Annotated in this window: 19 protein-coding genes and 1 pseudogene; 11 read left to right on the forward strand and 9 right to left on the reverse strand. The window is 72.4% G+C overall.

What is annotated here, in order from left to right; all coding sequences use genetic code 11:
* Positions 1–61: 61 nt before the first annotated feature.
* Positions 62–1,330 carry a glycosyltransferase 87 family protein gene (locus tag ACIPXC_RS30160; protein WP_401624393.1) on the reverse strand — a complete coding sequence of 423 codons (1,269 nt, stop codon included), beginning with the start codon at positions 1,328–1,330 and terminating at the stop codon, positions 62–64.
* Between the two features lie 191 nt (positions 1,331–1,521).
* Between ACIPXC_RS30160 and ACIPXC_RS30165 the strand changes: the two genes are divergently transcribed.
* Positions 1,522–1,836, forward strand: coding sequence for a hypothetical protein (locus tag ACIPXC_RS30165; protein WP_401624395.1), 315 nt, complete (start codon positions 1,522–1,524; stop codon positions 1,834–1,836).
* Between the two features lie 109 nt (positions 1,837–1,945).
* On the opposite strand, the gene ACIPXC_RS30170 is transcribed toward ACIPXC_RS30165, so the two are convergent.
* Together ACIPXC_RS30170 and ACIPXC_RS30175 are read right to left on the reverse strand one after the other, a co-directional pair.
* Positions 1,946–3,199 (reverse strand): protein-glutamine gamma-glutamyltransferase, encoded by a 1,254-nt coding sequence (locus ACIPXC_RS30170; protein WP_401624397.1) that lies wholly within the window; start codon positions 3,197–3,199, stop codon positions 1,946–1,948.
* 733 nt (positions 3,200–3,932) lie between these two features.
* Positions 3,933–4,373 carry an SMI1/KNR4 family protein gene (locus ACIPXC_RS30175; RefSeq protein ID WP_401624399.1) on the reverse strand — a complete coding sequence of 147 codons (441 nt, stop codon included), beginning with the start codon at positions 4,371–4,373 and terminating at the stop codon, positions 3,933–3,935.
* A 240-nt stretch (positions 4,374–4,613) separates the two neighbouring features.
* Between ACIPXC_RS30175 and ACIPXC_RS30180 the strand changes: the two genes are divergently transcribed.
* Complete coding sequence (locus ACIPXC_RS30180; protein ID WP_401624401.1) at positions 4,614–4,910, forward strand: hypothetical protein; 297 nt, start codon at positions 4,614–4,616, stop codon at positions 4,908–4,910.
* 77 nt (positions 4,911–4,987) lie between these two features.
* Here the strand turns inward: ACIPXC_RS30180 and ACIPXC_RS30185 are convergent, their stop codons facing one another.
* The 3 genes and pseudogenes from ACIPXC_RS30185 to ACIPXC_RS30195 all read right to left on the reverse strand — a co-directional run.
* Positions 4,988–5,494: a hypothetical protein gene (locus tag ACIPXC_RS30185; RefSeq protein ID WP_401624403.1), complete on the reverse strand. Its 507-nt coding sequence runs from the start codon at positions 5,492–5,494 to the stop codon at positions 4,988–4,990.
* 329 nt (positions 5,495–5,823) lie between these two features.
* Positions 5,824–7,275, reverse strand: a complete 1,452-nt coding sequence (argG, locus tag ACIPXC_RS30190) for an argininosuccinate synthase (protein WP_401624404.1) — start codon at positions 7,273–7,275, stop codon at positions 5,824–5,826.
* Between the two features lie 17 nt (positions 7,276–7,292).
* Positions 7,293–7,607 (reverse strand): annotated as a pseudogene (locus ACIPXC_RS30195) (SpoIIE family protein phosphatase); the annotation flags it as partial.
* A 46-nt stretch (positions 7,608–7,653) separates the two neighbouring features.
* On the opposite strand from ACIPXC_RS30195, the gene ACIPXC_RS30200 reads away from it, so the two are divergent.
* Together ACIPXC_RS30200 and ACIPXC_RS30205 are read left to right on the forward strand one after the other, a co-directional pair.
* The gene (locus ACIPXC_RS30200; RefSeq protein ID WP_401624406.1) at positions 7,654–8,379 is read left to right on the forward strand and encodes a hypothetical protein; all 726 of its coding nucleotides are present in this window, start codon (positions 7,654–7,656) and stop codon (positions 8,377–8,379) included.
* 90 nt (positions 8,380–8,469) lie between these two features.
* Positions 8,470–8,808 (forward strand): PadR family transcriptional regulator, encoded by a 339-nt coding sequence (locus tag ACIPXC_RS30205; protein ID WP_401624408.1) that lies wholly within the window; start codon positions 8,470–8,472, stop codon positions 8,806–8,808.
* A 231-nt stretch (positions 8,809–9,039) separates the two neighbouring features.
* On the opposite strand, the gene ACIPXC_RS30210 is transcribed toward ACIPXC_RS30205, so the two are convergent.
* The 3 genes from ACIPXC_RS30210 to ACIPXC_RS30220 form a co-directional block, all read right to left on the reverse strand.
* Complete coding sequence (locus ACIPXC_RS30210) at positions 9,040–9,828, reverse strand: class I SAM-dependent methyltransferase (RefSeq protein ID WP_401624410.1); 789 nt, start codon at positions 9,826–9,828, stop codon at positions 9,040–9,042.
* 388 nt (positions 9,829–10,216) lie between these two features.
* Positions 10,217–11,059, reverse strand: coding sequence for a dienelactone hydrolase family protein (locus ACIPXC_RS30215; RefSeq protein ID WP_401624412.1), 843 nt, complete (start codon positions 11,057–11,059; stop codon positions 10,217–10,219).
* 445 nt (positions 11,060–11,504) lie between these two features.
* On the reverse strand, positions 11,505–11,849 hold the full coding sequence (locus ACIPXC_RS30220; protein WP_401624414.1) for an STAS domain-containing protein: 345 nt from the start codon (positions 11,847–11,849) through the stop codon (positions 11,505–11,507).
* Positions 11,850–12,070: 221 nt separating this feature from the next.
* Here ACIPXC_RS30220 and ACIPXC_RS30225 point away from each other — a divergent pair, with 221 nt between their 5' ends.
* The 7 genes from ACIPXC_RS30225 (at position 12,071) to nadE (ending at position 16,757) form a co-directional block, all read left to right on the forward strand.
* The gene (locus tag ACIPXC_RS30225; protein WP_401624416.1) at positions 12,071–12,997 is read left to right on the forward strand and encodes a SigB/SigF/SigG family RNA polymerase sigma factor; all 927 of its coding nucleotides are present in this window, start codon (positions 12,071–12,073) and stop codon (positions 12,995–12,997) included.
* Between the two features lie 10 nt (positions 12,998–13,007).
* Positions 13,008–13,340, forward strand: coding sequence for an STAS domain-containing protein (locus ACIPXC_RS30230; RefSeq protein ID WP_401624418.1), 333 nt, complete (start codon positions 13,008–13,010; stop codon positions 13,338–13,340).
* Entirely contained in the window at positions 13,337–14,023 is a 687-nt protein-coding gene (locus tag ACIPXC_RS30235; RefSeq protein WP_401624420.1) for an anti-sigma factor RsbA family regulatory protein, read from the forward strand. Before ACIPXC_RS30230 ends, ACIPXC_RS30235 begins: the two co-directional genes overlap by 4 nt.
* Before the next feature lie 2 nt (positions 14,024–14,025).
* Positions 14,026–14,301, forward strand: a complete 276-nt coding sequence (locus ACIPXC_RS30240) for an ATP-binding protein (protein ID WP_401624422.1) — start codon at positions 14,026–14,028, stop codon at positions 14,299–14,301.
* A gap of 180 nt (positions 14,302–14,481) precedes the next feature.
* Positions 14,482–14,913 (forward strand): ATP-binding protein, encoded by a 432-nt coding sequence (locus ACIPXC_RS30245; RefSeq protein ID WP_401624424.1) that lies wholly within the window; start codon positions 14,482–14,484, stop codon positions 14,911–14,913.
* 194 nt (positions 14,914–15,107) lie between these two features.
* Positions 15,108–15,758 carry an HAD family hydrolase gene (locus tag ACIPXC_RS30250; RefSeq protein ID WP_401624426.1) on the forward strand — a complete coding sequence of 217 codons (651 nt, stop codon included), beginning with the start codon at positions 15,108–15,110 and terminating at the stop codon, positions 15,756–15,758.
* 168 nt (positions 15,759–15,926) lie between these two features.
* Positions 15,927–16,757 (forward strand): ammonia-dependent NAD(+) synthetase, encoded by an 831-nt coding sequence (nadE, locus tag ACIPXC_RS30255; protein WP_401624428.1) that lies wholly within the window; start codon positions 15,927–15,929, stop codon positions 16,755–16,757.
* The last annotated feature ends 206 nt before the right edge of the window (positions 16,758–16,963 follow it).

Raw genomic sequence — 16,963 nt, forward strand, 5'->3', positions numbered from 1 at the left:
GACGGCGACGACGGCGACGACGGGCCGGACCCGCCGCGGCGGCCGCCGCCGGTACGGGCCGTCACCGGACACCGCCGGCCGGGACGGGCAGCGCCGCAACCGTGGGCGGCGGCCCGTACGGCCGCTCCCGGGTGGGGCGGCCCGGCGCGTCGGCCCGTACCAGCCGCGACCACACCACCAGCAGGACGGGCAGGGCGAGGTAGCCGAAGCGGCCGGCGGGGGCGAGCAGGAAGGCGAGGGAGAGGCCGAGGGCCAGCCGGTCGGCGGCCGCGACCAGGTCGCGGGGCGGCCGGACGACGAGGGAGACCGCCACCGCGAGCCCGCCGCCGAGGAGCAGCCCCACCGACGCGTACCAGCCCGCGGCGCCCAGCTCGGCGAGCAGTCGGCCGGGCATCGGGCTGCTCGCCGGAGTGGTGAACTCACCGCGCCCGGTCGGGAAGGCGAGCACCTGCTCGGCCATGGCCCGCGGGGACAGGAGTACGCCGGGCAGCACGGCCAGGGCCGTACCGGAGAGCGCGACGAGGCCTGAACGGCCGGCCTCCCGGGGCCCGTCCCGGTGGGCGAGCAGGGCCATGACGACCGGTACGGCGGGCCAGGCTGTCCACTTGAGGGAGCACGCGGCGGCCAGGGCGAGCCCGGCGGCCACGGGACGGTGCCGGGCGGCGAGGACCAGGGCGAGGCACAGCAGACCTGCGAGCGGCAGGTCCACCCCGCTCACCGCGAGCGGCAGAGCGACTATCGGGGAGGCGACCAGCGCGCCCACGGCGGTTCGGTGGCTCGGCCGGCCGGCGGCGTCGGGCGCCGCCCCGAGGGCACGGCGGCCGGCCCACAGGCAGCCCAGCAGCAACGCGGCACACCACAGCCGGGCGTCGCCGAGCACCCGTACGACCGGGTCGTCCGCCCCGAGCAGGGCCCGGGGTATCCCGAGGAGCGCCATGCCGGGGAGGTACGGCGTCACCTCGACGACCGACCGGGGCTCGTCGAGATAGGGCGTGGCCCGCTCCACCAGCAGCCCGCCGGCGCGCTCGATGACCTCGACCTCGCTCTGTGCGTGCCCGCTCGCCAGTAGGTACGCCAGCGGCACGACGACGGCCCCGGCCAGTGCCGCGGCCACGGCGAAAGCCCGGGTCCGCTCCCGGTCCGGCCCCAGCCCGACGACCGCGGCCGCCACCAGGTAACCGAACACGGCCCAGAACCCCCAGACCCGGTGGGTCTCCAGGGTGGACACGACCGGAAATCCCGCCGCCCAGACCGCGGCGACGACCCAGCCGGCCGTCCACGACGGCCTCCGGTACGTGGAGAGATGAACGACGATCCGATGAATCAGCACCCCGTCATTCCACCGAGATGCACCCCCCGCGGTCATGACGCCCAGGTCGAGACCTGATGGTCGGGTTTACCCGACCATCAGGGGGGTGCCCGGTGCCCGGTGCCCCTGTCCGGCCCCCGTGTCGCCCGCTCCGCCGTTCATGGGGGCGGGTGCGGGGGCGCGCGTGCGGGTGCGGGTGCAGGGATGCGCGCATGGATCTCGGTACGTTCCGGGCGCTGCTGACCGACGAAGGCCAGGCGGTACTGGCCGCGGTACATGACCGCGCCCCGCCCGCGTGGCCCGCCACGCTCACCCCGCTGCGCCGGGACCACTCGGCGGAGCCGGTGACGGCGGCGATCCAGCAGCAGGAGCTCAGGGCCTACCGGCCCTGGGGCGAGGCGGTGTTCATCGACGTCATGCAGCGGGCCGCGCCGGACGGCAACACGGTTGTGCCGCCTTGGCCGCTGAACTCGCCCAGGACTTCGCCCCCTCGGGCGCGGACGCGGGCGCGGCGACGGTGTTTCTGACCCGGGTGGCCGGGGAACTGGCCCTGCTTCTGGTCCGTCCCGTGGGTGAACCACTGGACGTCCCGCTCGCTGCGGAGGGCCAGGACGAGCCCGTCTGATCCGTCAATGGTTACGGCCAGCCTTGCTTCACTTTGGCGGGTGCGGTGTTCCAGCTCTTGGGTATGAAGGTGATGATGTAGGTTCCGCGGTCGAAGTCCGAGTATCCGGACGACCAGTTGCGGAACTTGCTCTCGTACACCTGCATGGGACCCATTCCGCCTTCCGGCGAGTGGTAGTGGTTGGCGTGGGTCCATACGGTGTTTTCAGGGTTCGTTTCCTTCTGGTCCCCGAACCAGCCGTAGTCGAAGTTGACATAGCTTTCGCCGGGCTTGGCGGGGCTGCGTGAGGTGTTCCTGTCCGCCGACATGTCGACGAGGCCCGTACTCTGGTCGGGGCGGAAGGCGTCGGGGTCGCCGTACTTCCTCTTGTCGGAGGCGCTCCAGGGGTCCTGCCCGCTCCAGAAGTGCTTCGAGTAGATGACCGCCTTCATCCTGGACGGGTCGTGGTTGCCCCCGTTCCTGTCCTTGAAGGACGGCGTGTTCCTCAGAGCCGAGTAGAAGTTCGAGCGACCGTCCTCGCCTGCGAGGGCGTCGTTGTTCTTGGTGAGTTCTGCCTTGAGAGCGCTCAGATAGGCCCTTTCGTCGTGCGCGTTCTCCAGGGCCTTGTTCATGACGGACGCCACTTCACGAGCCCGGTTGAACCCCTTGGCCTCGTCAAAGCTCTGCTTGGCGATGCGCCCCTCGAACTCGGCACGCGTCTCACCCGGCCGCGGACTGGAGTTCGCCAGGGCGTCCCGGTGCTTGTTCTCGTCGAAGGACGCGAAGGCCAGCTTGTTCGTCGGGTAGGGACCTGAGTTGACCCAGGTGACGCCGACGCATCCGTAGGACAGCTGTTCTCGCTGCTGTTCGGTCATCTGCCGCACTTGTCCGTCGCGGTGGCTGTAGGCCTGCTGCCACTTGCGTATGTAGTTGCTGATGCCGGTAGTGGCTCTGCCTCCATAGGCCCGGTATGCGTCGGGCATGCGGTCCAGCGGCTCGGCGGGCGGAGTCACCCTGCCACCGGCCGCGGCGGGGGCCCTGAAGGACTCGGTGGCGCTCGGCAGGCCATCACCTGCGGGCTTGCCCGGTCGGCCGAGTTCGAGGGCCTTCTCGTTCAGTGTGTTGATGAGCCTGATGTCCTCCGCTGTCAGGCCGTTGCTCTCGGCATAGGAACGCCTCTCGTCCCCGGTGCCGGCGGCTGCCGCGCTGACGGACGGTGTGAGACCAGCGGTGCACAGCACGATGCCCGCTGTGGTGAGGGCGAGAAAACCCGATCGTTTGTACATGAAAGCCTGAGATTCCTTATACGGTGAAAATTGGCATGCCGGCACGCGGAAGGCCTGCGCGACGGTGTGAAGGGACTCCTGCTTCGGAGGTCCGCAGGGTCCTCCTCGGCCCCCGCGGCCCGGGTCGATCGAATCGCGCCACATTGTTTGTGCCGCGTTCCGGCCGGACGGACGGAGCGTCGTTCTCCGACTCACGTCACGGGATTGCTGCTCATTTCTCGACTCCCGAACGGACCGTCAGGTTGCGCGAGAAGTGATCATGTCCTGGCTCTGATTCCCCGACAACACTGCGGCCACAGAATCGGCCAGCTGCCCCATGGGACAGTATTCGGTCATGCGGACCGGACCTGCCGAGCGCCCGTTGCCTGCAGCGGCAGGCCTGTGGCGGCGATCAGCCGGGGCGGAGAAATGTCGTGGGCCGACGGAGAAACGGGGGCGGCGGCTCCGGCCGACGCCTGCGGGATTCCCGTTCGGCGCGCTCACTGCCCTTCGGCAGGAGCGCAGAATCCTCGCCAATCTCCCCTGCGATCCTCGGTCGGCTCACCACCCGGACCGCCCTGTCATGCGCCGTCGCCTTCCACAAAACGGCTGACAAACCCCTCTCCCCGCGCCCCGGGGGAACGAAGTCGCGGCTGAGGGGGCGACGTACACGTCGGGGCGGCGGGGCGCGGACCCGCCGTGGGACCCGCCCGGCCCCTTCGCCGGGGCGCGAGGTCCGGCTTCGCGTCCTTGGTCAAGACGGTCGCGGGGAAGGCCGTTCACCGGTCCCTGGTCGCGCCCCGCCGTACATCGCGACCTGGAGTCGGGTCAGTGCGCTCTTTCCGAGCGGCCGGACAAGTCGCCCTTCGGCAACGGAACGGACCGGATAGTCCCCCGTGCCGATCCTCGTCAGCATCTCCGCCACGGAGTCGAAGTAGTGAGCCAGTGACGCGTACTCGCCGGTGACCGTGAGATCACCCACGAACCATCTGCCGATACGTCCGTCCCTCGCGTCGATGAACTGTCCCGCCCAGCTGTCCTGATCCGACACGAACGGGATCCACTCCTCGCGCCCTTCACTCCCGCCGGACAGGGGATGGTTCGCGTAGAGCTTCTCCAGCGCACGGATGCCGAGAAAGAAGCTCCCCTCGTCCGGGAACCCGGCGTAACCGCAGCAGGCGACGTCGTCGTCCACATCGTCCTCGGGAAGATCCGGACGCACGGCCCTCGGGCACCGCCGAGTGGCCGGGTGCGCGGGCCCGGAGACGGTGCGTGTATCCGGTCGGCAGGCGCAGCATCTCGGCGGGGCTTCTCGGGTGCAGAGCCCCGGGTTTTGTGCGCAAACCGTTGTCGGCACGGCATTGCCCACCTGGTCCGTCACCCGCATCCTGACGGTTCAGCACGATCACGATGAACAGAACGAAGGTTTCCCCACATGCAGCACACCCCCGACCTCGGCAAGAACTCCCTCGGCAAGCCGGATCCGTGGGCCAGGTTCCGAGGGCTCGCCTGGTGGCAGTTGGTCCTCTCCATCGTGCCGATCCTCCTGCTGCCGGTCGGCGGGGTGATAGGCGGGGCCATCGGGGCGGCGGGCCTCTTCGCGAACCTCTCGATCGCCCGCAAGCCGTTCGGGACGCCGGTCAAGGTCCTGGCGATGCTCGGTGTGGTGTTCGCCTCCTACCTGGGCTACCTCCTCGTCGCGGGTCTCGTCCACAACCTGCTCAACGGCTGACTCTGCGGCGCCACCAGGTCGCACAGGAGCCCCGGCCACACTCGCTTCGCGCACGGTGGCCGGGGCTCCTGCTGTGTTCAGGTCGGACCGTCAGTCCTGGGTGAAGTAGCCGAGGAGGTCGGTGATGACGTGGTTGCTGCCGCCCCAGCTGTTCCAGATCGCGGTACGGCCTCCGGCGACGGACGGGGGGACGCGGTTGGGGACGACGACACCGGGCCGGGTGTTGACGCTGCTGGCCTCCGGGCGGGCGGCGCCGTCGGCGCGACCGGGGTGAAGAGGCCCTTGCCCTGCTGGGCGTAGGAGCCGACGGCGTCGAGGATCAGGTCGGTGGCGCCGGAGTGGTCGTAGAGGGTGACGGTCCCGTCCGGGCCGACGGGGACGATGGCCCGGTTGGACTTGTCGACGCCGGGCTCGGGGCTGAGCTTCGACGTCGTGGTGCGCTTGGCGGGGCCCGGGTGGGCGATGACGCGGGTGTCCTGGGTGGCACCGGCGACGGTCACGTTGAGGACGGCCGCGGCCACGCTCAACAGGGCGGACCCGGTGGAGGTGCCGGTGATCCTGGCGGACGCGCAGCAGTCGTTCACCAGCCTGTTGTCGGTGATGACGGTGCCGGGGGCGTCCTGCGCGGTGACCGGCGGTGCGTGGTAGCCATCGAGTTCGTTGCGGCCGAGCAGGGTGCGTTGGGCACCGCCCTCGATCCGGACCGTCGTTCGCGTGGCTGCGGGTGAGGCGCATGTCCGTGCTCGCGCAGGCCTCGGCGGCTCCGGGGGTCGTCGCTGTCGGCTGTGGGGTCACGTGCCGTCGGCGCGCTCCCCTCCCGGGCCGTCAAACATGCCGAAGGGCGGCGGAGGCGCGTCCCGGGGGCCGGGGGTGCGCCCCCGCCGCCCGGGGCGGAGGGACGGAGGCGGGGAGGTCAGTCGGTGCCGAACTCCATCGCCGCGCGGTCGAGCATCTGCTCGTCGTCGCCCTCGGCCTGGCCGCGGGAGGCGATGACCTCGGCGCCGCCCTCCGGCATCGCGCCGATCAGGCCCGTCGAGGCGGCCTGGGCGGCCCCGATGAGCGTCTCGTGGGTGTTGCCGACGATGCCGAGGGCCGCGTACTGCTCCAGCTTGGCGCGCGAGTCGGCGATGTCGAGGTTGCGCATGGTGAGCTGGCCGATCCGGTCCACCGGGCCGAAGGCCGAGTCCTCGGTGCGCTCCATGGACAGCTTGTCCGGGTGGTAGCTGAACGCGGGGCCCGTGGTGTCCACGATCGAGTAGTCCTCGCCGCGCCGCAGCCGCAGGGTGACCTCGCCGGTGACCGCCGCGCCGACCCAGCGCTGCAGGGACTCGCGGATCATCAGTGCCTGCGGGTCCAGCCAGCGGCCCTCGTACATGAGGCGGCCGAGCCGCCGGCCCTCGTTGTGGTACTGCGCGAGGGTGTCCTCGTTGTGGATCGCGTTGACGAGGCGCTCGTACGCCGCGTGCAGCAGCGCCATGCCGGGGGCCTCGTAGATGCCGCGGCTCTTGGCCTCGATGATCCGGTTCTCGATCTGGTCGGACATGCCGAGGCCGTGCCGGCCGCCGATGGCGTTGGCCTCCATCACCAGGTCGACGGCGGAAGCGAACTCCTTGCCGTTGATCGTCACCGGGCGGCCCTGGTCGAAGCCGATGGTCACGTCCTCGGCCGCGATCTCCACCGAGGGGTCCCAGAACCGTACGCCCATGATCGGCTCGACGGTCTCGACACCGGTGTCGAGGTGCTCCAGGGTCTTGGCCTCGTGCGTGGCGCCCCAGATGTTGGCGTCGGTGGAGTACGCCTTCTCGGTGCTGTCGCGGTAGGGGAGGCCGTGGGCGAGCAGCCACTCCGACATCTCCTTGCGGCCGCCGAGCTCGGTGACGAAGTCCGCGTCGAGCCAGGGCTTGTAGATCCGCAGGTGCGGGTTGGCCAGCAGGCCGTAGCGGTAGAACCGCTCGATGTCGTTGCCCTTGAAGGTCGAGCCGTCGCCCCAGATCTGCACGTCGTCCTCGAGCATCGCCCGGACCAGCAGGGTGCCGGTGACCGCGCGGCCGAGCGGCGTCGTGTTGAAGTACGCACGGCCGCCGGAGCGGATGTGGAAGGCACCGCAGGTGAGCGCGGCCAGCCCCTCCTCCACCAGCGCGGCGCGGCAGTCGACCAGACGGGCGATCTCGGCGCCGTACGCCGAGGCACGGGCGGGCACCGACGCGATGTCGGGCTCGTCGTACTGACCGATGTCGGCGGTGTAGGTGCACGGGACGGCGCCCTTGTCGCGCATCCACGCGACCGCGACGGAGGTGTCGAGGCCGCCGGAGAAGGCGATGCCGACGCGCTCGCCGGCGGGAAGGGAGGTGAGGACCTTAGACATAGGAAGAGTATGCAGCCTCACGCATGTTCATGCAATCCGGTGGGCGTGTCGGCCTTTCCTTCCAGGCGCAGCACGACCAGGACCGTGTCGTCGGTGACGCCGACGGACGGTACGAGCTCGGCCAGGAGGGCGTCGGCGAGTACGGAGGGATCGGCGGCGCGGTGCCGGGCGAGGGCGTCGGCGAGCCGGCCGAGCCCGGTGTCGATGTCCTCGCGACGGCGCTCGACGAGCCCGTCGGTGTAGAGCGCGAGGACGGAGCCCTCGGTGAACTGAGCGCTGGCCTGGGGGCGCGTCGCATGTTCGGGGCGGGCGCCGAGGGGCGGGCCGGTGGCCGTGTGATCATGTCCGTCTGCACAGCCAGCAACTCATGGGGGGACCATGCGCACCCGCACCCGCACCACCGCCACCGCCACGACCGGCCTCGTCACCGCCCTCGCGGCGGTGTTCGCCCTGTCGGGCTGCAGCACCGCCCCGGACCAGAACCGGCCCGCGACGGCGGGGCCCACGGCGTCCGCCCCGGCCGCCCCGCAGGGCGGCGGCTCCGGGTTCGAGGGCCCGCGCCCGCAGGACCAGAACCTGCTGGCGTGGACCGGCGACCCCAATGACGCGGGCCACGTCACCGCGCAGTCCTCGGCGGGGGTCGGCGGCCGGATCACGCTGGTGCGGATCGTCCTGCGCGAGCAGATCACCTGGTCGAACATCTGGCTGGGGCTGGCCGGGCTGGACCCGAACGCCCAACTGGCCAACTGCTACCTCGGCGTGTACGACGCCAAGGGCACGCTGGTCGGGTCCACCGCCGACATCTCGCCCCAGCTGATGACCGACGCCATCGCCAAGCCGCTGCCGCTCGCCAAGCCCTTCACCGCCGCCCCCGGCACGTACTTCATCGCCCTGCTGCTCAACGGGAACTGGGCCACCAACGCCCTCACCCTGAAGGCCACGGGCGCCGGCATCTCCGTCAATGCCGGGCTGACGCCGCCGAACCTGCGGTACAGCAGCATCCTGACCGGCCAGTCCTCGCTGCCCGCCACCGTGAACCTCGGCGAGCAGTCGCAGGCCACCATCAACACCGGCTGGGCCAGCCAGTGGTACGCCATTTCCTGACAGGTTGCCCCACCCGGATCCGCCGAGCAGGTACCCCACCGGCACCTTCACCCGAGCGACATATGCCGGTGGGTGACTTACCATGCGGGCATGAGTGACCGCGCGATGCAGGAACCGACCCTTCTCCTCCTGACCGCGCTCGCGGACGAGCCGCGCCACGGGTACGCGATCGCCCGGGAGGTGGAGCTGATCTCGGGCGGGCGCGTCAGGATGCGCACGGGCACCCTGTACGGGGCACTGGAGCGGCTGCTGGGGCAGGGGCTGATCGAGGTGCACGAGGAGCAGATCGTCGACAGCCGGCTGCGGCGCACCTACAGCCTCACCGCCGCGGGCCGGGAGAGCCTGGCCACCGAGGCGGCGCGGATGGCCGCGACCGCCCGCGAGGCCTCCCGCCGGCTGGGCGTCACCGGTGGGACGGCCACGGCGTGAACGCCGGGCTGCCGCGCCCGTAACCGGCGGAGTTCCGCCGGGCCTTCGGCGACGAGATCGCCGAGGCCCACCGGGAGGCGACCGAGGGGCCGGGCGGCTCACCCGGCCGTGGGAGGGCTGCGACATCCTGGCGCACGCCCCGCGGCTGCGCCTGCGCGCCGACCACCGGGGCCGCCCGGACCCCCCGGGCCACCCGGACCCCCCGGGCCACCCGGGCCACCCGGGCCGCCCTCAGGCGTCGGCGCCTACGGCGCTGACGCGGATCTTGGACTGGCCGTGGCCGAGTTCCTCCCAGTCCTCCATGAAACGCGCGGCCAGTCCGTGCCGGGCGGCGAGGTCGAGGAGGGTCTGCGTCCGGTAGTAGAAGTCCTCGCGCAGGACCTGGTGTTCGGTGCCGGTGGTGCGGTCGAAGGTGAAGTCGAAGTGACCGCCGGGGGCCAGCACGCGACCCACATGGGCGAAGCATTCGTCGATCACCTCGATCGGCGAGTGCGAGAACACGCTGTGGGCGTGGACCACGTCGAAGTACGCGTCCGGCAGGAAGTCCAGCGTCAGGTTCCTCGTGATGGTCAGGTGCGGGACCTTGGCCTGGAGTCCGCGCTCGGTGAGCGTCTGCTTCGCGGCGATGAGGATGTCGGGCGAGATGTCGATGCCGTAGTAGTGACCCGCGTCGAGGTAGTCGATGAAGCGCCAGCCGGCGCGCAGGTTGCCGCAGCCGATGTCCAGCATGCGGGCCCCGGGACGCAGTCCGTGGCCCAGCAGGTAGTCGAACTGCATCTTCCCGAGGGCGAGCCAGCGTTCGTGGGTCTGGCTGCCGACGGCCGCCTCGGGGTTGCGGCGCGCGTCCGAGGCCATCACCGCCCGGTAGTAGCTCACGTGGTCGGGGTGCTTGAACGCCAGCCACCGGTCGCGCGCGGCGCGCTTGAGGTACGGGGCGATGCGGTTCGGGCGGCTGGCCGCGTGGCGGACCTTGTGGACGAGGGATTCCCGGTTGGCGGTGAGGTTCTTCCTGGTGGCCATGAGCACTCCGTCTCGGTCGCGAGGCGAAATCCCGGCGCGGCGGGCGGGATCCGCCGCCGTCCGGAAGGATCTTCAGCACCCACCATACGTAGATCACCGACATATACAAACCACCGGAGCGTGGTGAACGGAGGAAACCGCGCTCCGGGCGCACGACGTGCGAGCCGGATGCGGGCGGGTACGGATAACGGGGGCGCGGGACATAGGGGGGATCGCTACTTTGTGGTGATCTGCCCCAGATTGCCATTTCATCGCCCCCTGCCCCGCGCAACGCGCCCCACGACCCGGGAACGCCGACCGGGCGCCGCCCGGGGCTCGTGACGGCGGGGGGCCGCCGCCCACGCGGCGACGCCCGTACGCCTCGGCGCGCCGGTGGGTGCTGGTGGCGTCAGTTCGCCGCGGCGGGGCGCTCCTCCAGCAGGAGGCGGGTGCGGAAGAGGTCGAGGACCGCGTCCAGCGCCTCGCGGGTGGGCCGGCCCGGTTCGTCGATCAGGTGCTCCGTCAGGACCGAATGCGGCGGCAGGGCGCTGTCGGGGTTCGCGTCGCCGTCGTCGAGTTCGACGGCGACGAAGGCCTCGCCGAGTTCGCGCCGCAGGTGCGCGAAGCGGTCGGCGGGGACCAGCCGGTCGCCCCGGAAGCGCAACCCGAGGACCTGGAGACCCTCGCGCTCGCAGCGCCCGCGGACCACCGCGAGGTCCTCCGGGCTGATGTCGATGGTGGCGGCGCGACCGGGCGTGCAGGCCAGCGGCAGCGAGGGTTGGGAGAGGACCGGTGCGACCAGGCGCTCGTCCGTTGCCATGGCCAGCGCGAACCCGCCGGTCAGGCACATGCCGACGGCGCCCACGCCGGGACCGCCGCACCGCTCGTGCTCGGCGGCGGCCAGGGCCCGCAGCCACCCCACGACGCGGGAACTGCGGCCCGTGGCCAGCAGCGTGAACTCCCGGCTGACGCAGACCCGCCACATGGTCGACGCCATGTAGCGGCCGCTGCTCGCCCAGCCGACGGCGCGGGGGTCCGGGTCGCGGCCGGGCTCGCCGAAGAGCACCGGGAGCACGGCGGTGCAGCCGGCCGCGGCGACCCGTTCGGCGAACTCCAGGACCTTGGGAGTGATGCCCGGGATCTCCGCCATGACGATCACGGCGGGGCCGGCGCCCGTCCGCAGCACACGACGCGTCGCGCCGTCATGGGTGAACGAACCCTCGGTGAAGCCGGTCGGGGAGTGGTGCGGCACGTGCCCGTTCCTTCCGTCGGCGCTCCAGAACCGCACTCAAGTTACCGGCAGGTACGACCTGGTGGTCAACCCCTCGGGCAATGGCATTCCGCCCACCTGGATGCCGATCACGCAGGTGTCGTCATCCGTATCCCACCGGCTTCCGGCGAGGAGGCGGTCCAGCCGCCGACGCGAGCGCCACCTCCGGCCGCGGGCTGGGCATCGTCACCGCGCCGGCCGACTCCCTGGACGTCCACGCCTGCCACGGCGGCAAGGTGATCACCGCCTGCTTCCGGCCCGCGGGCGGACCGGACCCGCACGGTGCGCAACCGCGCAAGGCCGACCCGCAGGGTGCGCAACCGCACGAAGCCGACCCGCACGGAGGCGACCCGTGGCGCGGCTGAGCCGTTCACAGGCGGGGAACGCCGTCCCCGCGCGCGCCGGTTCACGCCGCTCGCGCGCCGGTTCACGCCGCGAGGGCGTCCTCGACGCTCGCATGCAGGGAGAGAACGGTGTCGGCGCCGGTGACGGCGAAGAGCCGGCGCAACTGCTCGCCCGGAGCAGCGATGCGCAGCCCCGTGAGGTGGTGCAGCCGCAGCAGCAGGTTCAGGAACGAGGAGTCCCCGAAGGTGATGGAGCCGGCGTCCAGAACCACCAGCGCGTGCCGGCCGGCGGCCGCGGTGAGAGCCGCCTCCAGCGGGTTGAGCGTGTCCTGGTCCAACTCCCCGTGCGCCGGCACCACCCAGCCGTCGCCCGCCGGGTAGCCCTCCCCCACCACACCCGGCTGGTACGCGTCCCCGAATCCGCCCATGTCCGCCTCCACGGATCGCCGTCTGTTCGTCCTCGTCAAGGGAGTATGCCTGCTCACCGCGGTGGTGGTGCGCCGCCGGATCGGCCGGGCACCCCCACGCGGAACGAGTCGCGGAAGACGGATGCGTACCGCGGGCGGCGAGACCGGCGGGTGTGTGGAATCGGAGAGTCGGGGCAGAAGCGCGTCGGCAGCCGCAGTCAATCGGGAGGGAGCGGCCAACCATGTCTCGCTCGGCCACCGTTGTAGGCCCCGTTCGTACCACCGACGCGCAGGTCCCGGTCCGTGACCGGGAGGATGCGGGAGTACCGGCGCGGGACGAGGACCTCTCACGGGTGGAGAACGCCCGTGAGATGGCACCCGGCGACGCGCGGGAGCTGTCCCGGCACTTCTTCCGGCGGCTGCGGGCCCTGGAGGAGGGCACGCGCGAGTACCAGTACACGCGCAACACCCTGATCGAGATGAACCTCTCCCTCGTGCAGTTCGCCGCACGGCGCTTCCGGGCCCGCGTGCTCGGCGGCGGCCTCGACATGGACGACATCATCCAGGTGGGGACCATCGGCCTCATCAAGGCCATCGACCGCTACGACCTCCACCGCGAGGTCGAGTTCTCCACGCTCGCCCTGCCCTACATCATCGGCGAGATCAAGCGGTACTTCCGGGACACCACCTGGGCCGTGCACGTCCCCCGCCGGCTGCAGGAGCTCCGTACGGAACTCGCCAAGGCGCAGGAGGCGCTGACCGACGTCCTCGGCCGGGCGCCGACGGTCAAGGAGGTCGCCCGGCACCTGGAACTGGGCGAGGACGAGGTCATCGACGGGCTGGTGGCCGCGAACGGCTACACCAGCGGCTCCCTCGACGCGGCGAGCACCGACGACGACGCGCCGTCCACCTCGCACCGGACCTCCCGGCCGCTGGCGGAACGCCTGGGTGACGTGGACCCCGCCATGGAACTCTTCGAGGACTTCCACGCCCTTGCGCCCCTGCTGGAGCAGCTCGACGAACGCGACCGGCGCATCCTTCGGATGCGCTTCGGCGAGGACCGGACGCAGGCCGAGATCGGGGCCGAGCTGGGCATCTCCCAGATGCAGGTGTCCCGCCTGCTGTCCCGGACCCTGGCACGGCTGCGCACCGGCATGCTGACGGTGTAGGCAGCGCACCATGACGCCGAGTACGGGCGCGCCGGCGCCGCTGACCGTCATGCCGCTGCCGGGCCGCGCCGGCGCCTGCCTGAGCGGCAGCTGCGACCTCGACACCCGGCAGGCCCTGTCCACCGCCCTCGGCGTCGTGGCCGGGATACCCGGCCCCGTCGTGCACCTCGACCTGTCCGCCGTCGTCTTCCTCGACCCGACCGCGGTCGCCGCCCTCGTGCAGGCGTCGGCGGACCTCGGCGGGCAGGGGCGGCGCCTGCTGCTCCACGACGCGCCGTACTCGCTCCGCAAGGTGGTGGAGATGTTCCCGGACGAGTGCGCCGCGCTGGAGGTCGCAGCATGATCACCGTTCCTGCGCCCGCCGGGCCCGGAGCCTTCGTCCACCCTGCCCTCTTCTACCGGGACCTCGCCGAGTACCTGTCGGGGGTGGGCGGCTTCGTGCGCGCCGCCCTCGCGGCCGGCGAGCCGGTGCTCGTCGCCGTACCGGGACCGCGACTGGACGCCCTGCGCGAGAGCCTCGGCACCGGCGGTGGAGCCGGGATCACCTGGACGGACATGACGGAGCTGGGGCGCAATCCCGGCCGGGTGCTGGCCGCCCTCCAGGAGTTCGCCGACCGGCACGTGGGCCGGGCGGCCCGGATCGTCGGGGAGCCGATCTGGCCGGGCCGCTCCCCGGCCGAGGCGCTGGAGGCCACCCGCCACGAGGCCCTCGTGAACACCGCCTTCACCGGCCGGCCCGCCACGGTCCTGTGCCCGTACGACGTGGCGGGCCTCGCGCCCGACGTGGTGAGCGACGCCCGGCGCACCCACCCCACCTCCATCGAACGGGGACGGGCCCTGCCGAGCCCGGCTTACGCCGACGCCTCGGCCCTCTCGGCGGACCTGGACCGCCCGCTGCCCGAGCCCGCCGGTCCGGTGGCCCGACTCCCCTACTCCCACGGAGGGCTGGCGGAGGTGCGCGAGTACGCCGGGGAATGGGCCCGCAGCACCGCCCTGTCCCCGGCCCGGCGGGGCGGGGCGACCTGATCATGGCGGTCAGCGAGGCCGCGGCCAATTCCCTCGCCCACGGTGGCGGGAAGGGCACGCTGCGCCTGTGGACCGCGGCGGGGGCGGGGGCGGGAGTCGTCGCCGAGATCCACGACGGCGGGCTCCTCGCCGACCCGCTGGCGGGGCGGCGCCGCCCCTCCCTCACGTCCGCCCACGGCGGCCGCGGGCTGTGGATGATCCACCAGCTCTGCGACCTGGTGGAGGTCCGCGCCACGGAGCACGGCCTCACGCTGCGGCTGCATGTGGCCACGCGCTGAGAGCGGCCGTCGCCTAGACTGTCACGCGCTTGCCAGGGCGGCCACGGACCCTCGGCGGTGCGTGGGCGGTCCAGTACATCGATCGTGCCCGCGCCGGGCATACGCCTGTGACAGAGACCGGTGCCAACGCGGGGGTGAGAGAGCTCAGTGGAGACCGTCGGAACGGAAGCGGGTGATCCTGTGAGTGTCGGCCTTCCCGCCGCGGGGCAGCGTCGCCGGCTCGCCCTGGCGGGCGTCCGCGGCTCCGTGGCCAAGGGCCGCGACTTCACGCGCCAGGCCCTGCGGGACTGGGGCTGGGACGCCACGGAGACCACCGAGGACACTCTGCTCCTCGTGTCCGAGCTGCTGACCAACGCGTCACTGCACGCGGACGGCTGTCACGAGCTCGTGCTCACGGCCGGGGAGGTGTTGCGCATCGAGGTGTACGACGGCACGACCGCGCTCCCGCGCCGCGATCCGGCACCGCGGCGCGGCGTTCCGGGCGGGCACGGCCTGCACATAGTGGAGCGCCTCTCCGACCGCTGGGGCACGGACGTCCACGCGGACGGGAAGTCCGTCTGGGCCGAGATCGAGATCACCCGTCTGATGTCCGGCAGGCCCACGGGACGGTAGCCGGCGCCGTCCCCGTCGGCCCCGCGCGGTGGAGCCGCGTCCACGGGGTATCCGTGGTGCATCGTCGTGGGCGGGGTGTTCCGTTCTCCCCGTGGACTCCGCCTGCCCCGCCTCCGGCGCCTCATGCACGGGCGGAATGTCCCGGTCCGCGGGCTCCGGCGCGGCCCGTCCTGACCGGACCCTATGCTGCGGGGATGATCAAGCCGATTGAACTCGTCATATTCGACTGCGACGGCGTGCTCGTCGACACCGAACGCATCGCGACGCGCGTGCAGGTCGCCCTGGGGGCGGAGCTGGGGTGGCCGCTGACCGAGGGCGACGTGATCGACCTTTTCGTCGGGCGGTCGGACGCCTCCGTGCGCGAGCTGATCGCCGCCCGGCTGGGCGGGGCGACGGCCGACGTCTGGGCGGAGCGCTTCGAGCAGCTCCTCCGCGAGGCGGTGGACGCCGGCCTGACCGCCGTGGCGGGACTGCCCGAGGCGCTCGACGCGATCACCCTCCCCACCTGCGTCGCCTCCAGCGGCTCGCACGAGAAGATGCGCCACACCCTGGGCCGCACCGGGCTCTACGACCGCTTCGCGGGCCGCATCCACAGCGCCACCGAGGTCGCCCGCGGCAAGCCGGCCCCGGACGTGTTCCTGTACGCGGCGCAGCGCATGGGCGTCGATCCGGCGGCCTGCGCGGTGGTCGAGGACAGCCGTCCGGGTGTGGAGGCGGCCCGTGCCGCCGGGATGCGGGCGTTCGGTTTCGCCGGCGGGATGACCCCGCCCGAGCAGCTCGAAGGTCCGGGGACACGTGTGTTCCACGACATGCGGGATCTGCCCGGTCTGCTCGCGGCGGGATGACGGCGTCCGGCGGGCCGCCGTCCCCCGGCACCCGCGAGCGCGGTCGGCACGGGCCCTGACCAGGGCTTCGCGGCCTTTCCTCTAGAGTGCTTCCGGCCCCCTCTTCGCGCCCGCGGCCCGCCCCGCGACGCGAGCCGACCTGTCCGCGGGCCCGACCGAGGAGCAATCGTGACCGACCAGGCGTCCATATCGCTGCAGCAGGAGATCGCCCGGGACCTCCAGGTGAGCGCGTCCTTCGACGCCGCGCAGGAGATCGAGCGCCGGGTGGCCTTCCTCGCCGAACGGCTGCTCTCCACCGGCCTGCGCTCGCTGGTCCTCGGCATCAGCGGCGGTGTGGACTCCACCACCGCGGGCCGGCTGTGCCAGCTCGCGGTCGAGCGGGTGCGTGCCGCCGGGAAGGAGGCGACGTTCTTCGCGATGCGACTGCCGTACGGCGTCCAGGCGGACGAGTCGGACGCGCAGCTGGCCCTGGAGTTCATCCGGCCCGACCAGGTGCTCACCGTCGATGTGAAGGCATCGAGCGACGCCGCGCTGGAGGCGGTGGTGGCCGGCGGCACGGTCTTCCGTGACGCGCACCACCAGGACTTCGTGCACGGCAACGTCAAGGCCCGCCAGCGGATGATCGCCCAGTACGCGGTGGCGGGCGCGCACGCGGGTCTCGTGGTGGGCACGGACCACGCCGCCGAGGCCGTGTCCGGCTTCTTCACGAAGTTCGGCGACGGTGCGGCCGACGTGGTCCCGCTGACGGGCCTGACCAAGCGCCGGGTCCGGGCCACGGCGGAGGCACTGGGCGCGCCGGCCGCGCTGATCTGGAAGACCCCGACCGCGGACCTGGAGACGCTGAAGCCGGGTCTGGCCGACGAGGAGGCGCTCGGCGTCACCTACGACGACATCGACGATGTCCTGGAGGGCAAGCCGGTCGACCCGGCAGCGCTCGACATCATCGTCAACCGCTACCGGGCCACCGAGCACAAGCGGCAGCTCCCGATCGCCCCCTGACCGGCTCGCCCTCCCCCGACTCCCGTCCGCGCACCGGCCCGGTCGCCGGCCGCGGTCCCGAACCGTGGGGGGGCGCGGCCGGCGGCCCCCCCCCGGGCGCGGGGGGGGGGGCGGGGCGGGGGGGGGGCGCCGGCCGGGGGGGCGGGGGGCGGGGGGGGCCCGCGACGCTACGCGCGCGGTAGAACGTGGGCGCCCCGCGCTGCCGG

It is taken from the genome of Streptomyces sp. NPDC090021 (assembly GCF_044748225.1).
Taxonomy (GTDB): Bacteria; Actinomycetota; Actinomycetes; order Streptomycetales; family Streptomycetaceae; genus Streptomyces.